Origin of the sequence: Bifidobacterium sp. UBA744 (assembly GCA_002298605.1) — a bacterium.
Lineage (GTDB): Bacteria > Actinomycetota > Actinomycetes > Actinomycetales > Bifidobacteriaceae > Bifidobacterium.
On sequence record DBKS01000016.1, the window covers coordinates 15,357 to 16,432 of the forward strand.

At 59.8% G+C, this 1,076-nt stretch carries 1 protein-coding gene; it reads left to right on the forward strand.

Features of this window, described 5'->3' with window-relative positions:
• A partial coding sequence (locus tag B2994_RS01635) for a pyruvate formate lyase family protein (protein ID WP_291526663.1) occupies positions 1-1,076 on the forward strand: 1,076 nt, incomplete at both ends.

Genomic DNA, 1,076 nt, shown 5'->3' on the forward strand with positions numbered 1-1,076 from the left:
GGCGTCTTCGGCGTCTACACCAAGCAGATCAAGATCGCCCGCCACAACAAGATTCTCACCGGTCTGCCGGATGCCTACGGCCGTGGCCGCATCATCGGCGATTACCGTCGTGTCGCCCTGTACGGCGTCAACAAGCTGATCGAGTTCAAGAAGCGCGACAAGGACTCCATCCCCTACCGCATCGATTTCACCGAGCCGGAGATCGAGCACTGGATCCGCTTCCGCGAGGAGCACGACGAGCAGATCAAGGCCCTGAAGAAGCTCATCAAGCTGGGCAACGAGTACGGTCTGGACCTGTCCCGTCCGGCTCAGAACGCTCAGGAAGCCGTTCAGTGGACTTACATGGGCTACCTGGCCTCCATCAAGTCCCAGGATGGCGCCGCAATGTCCTTCGGCCGTAACTCCGCGTTCCTGGATTGCTACATCCAGCGCGATCTCGACAACGGCGTGATCGACGAGACCCGCGCCCAGGAGCTCATCGACAACATCGTGATGAAGCTTCGCATCGTGCGCTTCCTGCGCACCAAGGACTACGACAACATCTTCTCCGGCGATCCGTACTGGGCGACTTGGTCCGATGCCGGTTTCGCCGACGATGGTCGTCCGCTGGTCACCAAGACCTCCTTCCGTCTGCTCAACACCCTGACTCTTGAGCACCTCGGACCTGGTCCTGAGCCGAACATCACCATCTTCTGGGATCCGAAGCTGCCTGAGGCGTACAAGCGCTTCTGCGCCAAGATCTCCATCGACACCTCCGCCATCCAGTACGAGTCCGATAAGGAGATTCGTGCTCACTGGGGTGACGATGCCGCTATCGCATGCTGCGTCTCCCCGATGCGCGTCGGCAAGCAGATGCAGTTCTTCGCCGCTCGTGTGAACTCCGCCAAGGCGCTGCTGTACGCCATCAACGGTGGTCGCGATGAGATGACCGGCATGCAGGTGATCGACAAGGGCGTTATCGATCCGATCAAGCCCGAAGCCGACGGCACCCTCGATTACGAGAAGGTCAAGGCCAACTACGAGAAGGCCCTTGAGTGGCTGTCCGAGACGTATGTGCTGGCTCTGAACATCATCCA